This window comes from Acutalibacter sp. 1XD8-33, assembly GCF_003612555.1.
Classification (GTDB): domain Bacteria; phylum Bacillota; class Clostridia; order Oscillospirales; family Acutalibacteraceae; genus Acutalibacter.
Map to the genome: position 1 here is coordinate 1 of NZ_RAZF01000063.1, position 3,623 is coordinate 3,623.

Consider the following 3,623-nt stretch of genomic DNA (forward strand, 5'->3'; position numbering starts at 1 on the left):
GATGTGTATGACTACTACTCTGAAACGGAGAACATCACCGCGTCGGACGGCGGGGCGGACGCGGCCACGGACGAGGAGTTCTATGAGCTCATGCGGGCCAGCATGGACGCCTACAGCTGCGCGGGAGCCCGGGGAAGCTACGAATATTTCGCCCGGCAGGTGAGCACAGAGATCGGGGACGTGCTGGCCAACTCCCCCACGCCCGGGGTGGTCAAGCTCTACGTGCTCATGGAGGACGGGACCCTGGCCGGGGAGGAGATCAAGTCGGCGGTGCTGGCGGCCTGCAGCGCGGACGAGGTCCGGCCCCTGACGGACCAGGTCTTTGTGGAGGACGCGGAGCCGGTGGAGTACAACATCGACTTTACCTACTACACCCGGACCGGAAACGGGAAGCCGGCGGCGGAGATTCAGGCCGCTGTAAAGATGGCCGTGGAGGAGTACGTGGGCTGGCAGTGCGCCCGGCTGGGCAGGGACATCAACCCGGACGAACTGCGGGAGCGCCTGTACCACACGGGCGTCAAGCGGATCGAGCTGAGAGAGCCCGGCTTCACCGTGCTGCGCAGCGACAACCGTTCCGTGCCCCAGGTGGCCCGGGTCAAAGAGGTGAGTATCACCAACGGAGGGTACGAGGATGAGTGAAAGCCACGGCCTGACAAAAGAAAACTTCCGGGCCTCTTTGCCGGTCTCCCTGTCTGGCGACCCGAAAATGGCAGCGCTGGCAGAAGCGATGGCGGAGGTATTGGAGCGGCGGCGGGAAGAGATCGGGAGCGTGTCCATCTATCCCCATGTGGACCGGCTGGAGGAGGCCCTGCTGGACCTTCTGGCCCGGGACTTCAAGGTGGACTGGTGGGATCCGGACTACAGCCTCCCGGAGAAGCGCCGGACCCTGCAAAGCAGCTGGCGGGTGCACAAGCTGCTGGGCACAAAGGCGGCGGTGGAGGCCGCGCTCCGGGCCGTCTATCCCCACACGCGAGTGGTGGAGTGGTTCGAGTACGGCGCCCGGCCCTACCACTTCAAGCTGCGGATCAACGTCACGGACGACGAGATGGACAGCGCCAAGGAGAAGCGGGTGCTGGCCCGGCTGGAATACTACAAGAACCTGCGGTCCCATCTGGACGGGGTGGCGTATTTCATGGAGAGCCGAGAGGCCCTGGCCTACGCCGGGGCTGTCTCTTTTGGCTCCTATCAGCGCCAGGGGGCGGCGGCCTCACTGCCGGAGGGGGTGGGCTGGCCCAAAGCAGCGCTCTCAGCGGGGGTTGGCGCGGCGTTCCTGGGAAGCAACCTTCGCCTCCACGGGAAAACGCCGCCCGTAAAGCTGGACTGGCCCCGGGCAAAGGCTGCGGTCCACGCCTCTGCCGGGGTCCTGCATGTATACGAGAGGATCGACGGAAAACTTTAGAAAGGATGTGGCTTTATGTCTCATTGGGAAAACGCGGCCGTCACGGACGCCGGGGTGGACATGCTCAACGACCTGCTGGCCGGGCGGAAGCTGACCATCACCAGCGCCTGGGGCGGCACACAGAAAGCCCAGGACCCGGAGGCCCTGGCCAGCCAAACGGATGTGCTGGGCGAGCGGAAGCCCCTCAGCCTGTTGGATGTGGAGGATGTGGAGGATGGCAAGACCGTCAAGGTGCAGATCGGCAACACGGGGGCGGAGGAGGACTGCACCCTCCACCAGATCGGGATCTTCGCCCGGCTGGACGAGAACCCCGAGGGGCTGCTGGTAAAAAGATAGAGCGAAAAATCCAGAACAACCTGTCTGAACGTTTCGCTCCTAAAATTATTCTATCTCAAATTCGCAGTATCCGAGTCCCTTTCTTCCCACCGCGTACAGGCCGGGTTCCCGGAGGAGGTCCGGGGGCACATCGTAGTGGAGCACGCTTGTGACGGGATAAACCGTGGAATCATCCGGATATCCAGGCATCCTCTCCGCGTAATTGGGGCAATAGATCAGATACCAGAAATGATCTTCCGGGCAGAAGCGGAGGACCACGAAATTGGAGCTATGGTCCGTATAGGACTTCAGGGTCTGTCTGATTTCAATGCGGTCGTAGCCCTCTTGCGAGGAAGAGCCGCCCCGGATGATCTCCACGAACTCCAGCTCCGCAACGCCGGAATCCCGCACCATGTATTCCATATCAGAGGGAAGCCGGAGCTGGCCGACGCAGGAGTGGCCGGGCGCTTCGCTTTTCACGGCATGGAACCCGGAGGAGTGGCCGGGGGAAGCCCCCGGGCGCAGGAAAAAGACGGACAGAGCCAGCAGCAGAACATTCCCCGCCAGAAAAGCCATGTTGATGTAGAAGAACCTCTTGCTATTCATCGGCTCCTCCTATGAACAATTGTCACGTAAGAATTCATAGAGCCATCTATTGATTAATATGAAGCATGTATCGCCCAAGTATTTACCTACGCCGATTCCCTGCGCATATCCGTCCTTATAGATTGGAGAACCGCTTTGCCCTCCATAAAAATTGGTATTAGAAGAAACGGCAACATCAAGAATATAAGGAGTAGGATAATGAGCCCCAGATATCGTGCAATTTGTTTGCTTATACATAGTATATTTTTTCCAGTCTTTTCCTGTATTGCGGTCCGCAGGATATCCCTGCGTTGTATATGATTTGTTCAGCATTTCGGAATAATGATCAGTCTGTTTAGGTGTAAGTTTTGATATGGATTTACTGGCCGGGACTGGAGTCTTGAGCTCGATCACGGCCCAATCGTCAAACCTCCCAGTCGACTGGTAATCAGATTCACTTGTACAGTCTCTGTAATCGCCGCCGACACTATACCCGACACTCAAAGAGTAATGGACATAGTTCCCGTTGCTGGCCCCAACATATATGGCCACATGTTTGGCATAGCCATCATTCCCGTTGTTAGAATGTTCCCAATCATACACCAAATGACCAGCAGTAACCAAATAGGTATTGTTGATTAACCAGCCAGTGCCAATATGAACGCCCGTAGAGCATTTCTCACCGCTTTCAACATGCGTAACGCCAGCGTCATCAAATCTTGCGCCCAAAAGGCATGTGCTTCGTTCGTAACCAGACGGATTCGTCACAGCAAAGCGATGATCGGTAGCCAAGTAAGATTCTAATATTTTATCGAGCTCTGGGTCTATTTCCGCAAGAGAAGAGTCGCAACTTTGTAAATATGGTTGGATAGAATCACCGCAAATCTCACGACTTTCAATCCACATATCTTCCAAAGTTGCGTCAGATGGCACAAAGAGTTCAGTGCCCAAGTCAACGTCATAATAGTAGGAACCACTTTTTCCAGCACGATCAGAAATGACAGCGTTACTGGCTGTGCTGCTACCAGTGTGTGAAACTGCAGAGGCAGGTATAGATAAGAGAGAAAAACAGAAAGCGAAACATAGAAGCATAGAAATGACGCGATTTGTTCTCATAATTAGCACCTCTCCTTAATTTATTTATACAAAAAATACTATATATTCACAAAATTGTCAAGACTATTTCAAAATTTATCTACAGTTTAGCTGACTAATTATTGAATGTATCAGCCGATCTATAGACTTCTCTGTGTCCTATCAGGTCAGCGATGAGGAGGGGGATCCGGTCACCGTCACGGAGCTGCTGGACGGCGCGCAGCTTCGC

Annotated in this window: 5 protein-coding genes; 3 read left to right on the top strand and 2 right to left on the bottom strand. The window is 55.7% G+C overall.

Annotated features, from left to right (window positions below):
• From D7X94_RS17640 to D7X94_RS17650, 3 genes are all read left to right on the top strand, one after another.
• Window positions 1–639: baseplate J/gp47 family protein (locus D7X94_RS17640; RefSeq protein ID WP_199715176.1), on the top strand; the 639-nt coding region annotated here is incomplete at its 5' end.
• Window positions 632–1,399: a phage tail protein I gene (locus D7X94_RS17645; protein ID WP_120429111.1), complete on the top strand. Its 768-nt coding sequence runs from the start codon at window positions 632–634 to the stop codon at window positions 1,397–1,399. The genes D7X94_RS17640 and D7X94_RS17645, both read left to right, overlap by 8 nt.
• A gap of 15 nt (window positions 1,400–1,414) precedes the next feature.
• Window positions 1,415–1,735, top strand: a complete 321-nt coding sequence (locus D7X94_RS17650) for a hypothetical protein (protein ID WP_120429113.1) — start codon at window positions 1,415–1,417, stop codon at window positions 1,733–1,735.
• 45 nt (window positions 1,736–1,780) lie between these two features.
• Here the strand turns inward: D7X94_RS17650 and D7X94_RS17655 are convergent, their stop codons facing one another.
• Window positions 1,781–2,320: a hypothetical protein gene (locus D7X94_RS17655; protein WP_120429115.1), complete on the bottom strand. Its 540-nt coding sequence runs from the start codon at window positions 2,318–2,320 to the stop codon at window positions 1,781–1,783.
• 9 nt (window positions 2,321–2,329) lie between these two features.
• A complete protein-coding gene (locus tag D7X94_RS17660; protein WP_120429117.1) occupies window positions 2,330–3,415 on the bottom strand; it encodes a trypsin-like serine peptidase in 1,086 nt (361 codons plus the stop codon).
• Between the last annotated feature and the right edge of the window lie 208 nt (window positions 3,416–3,623).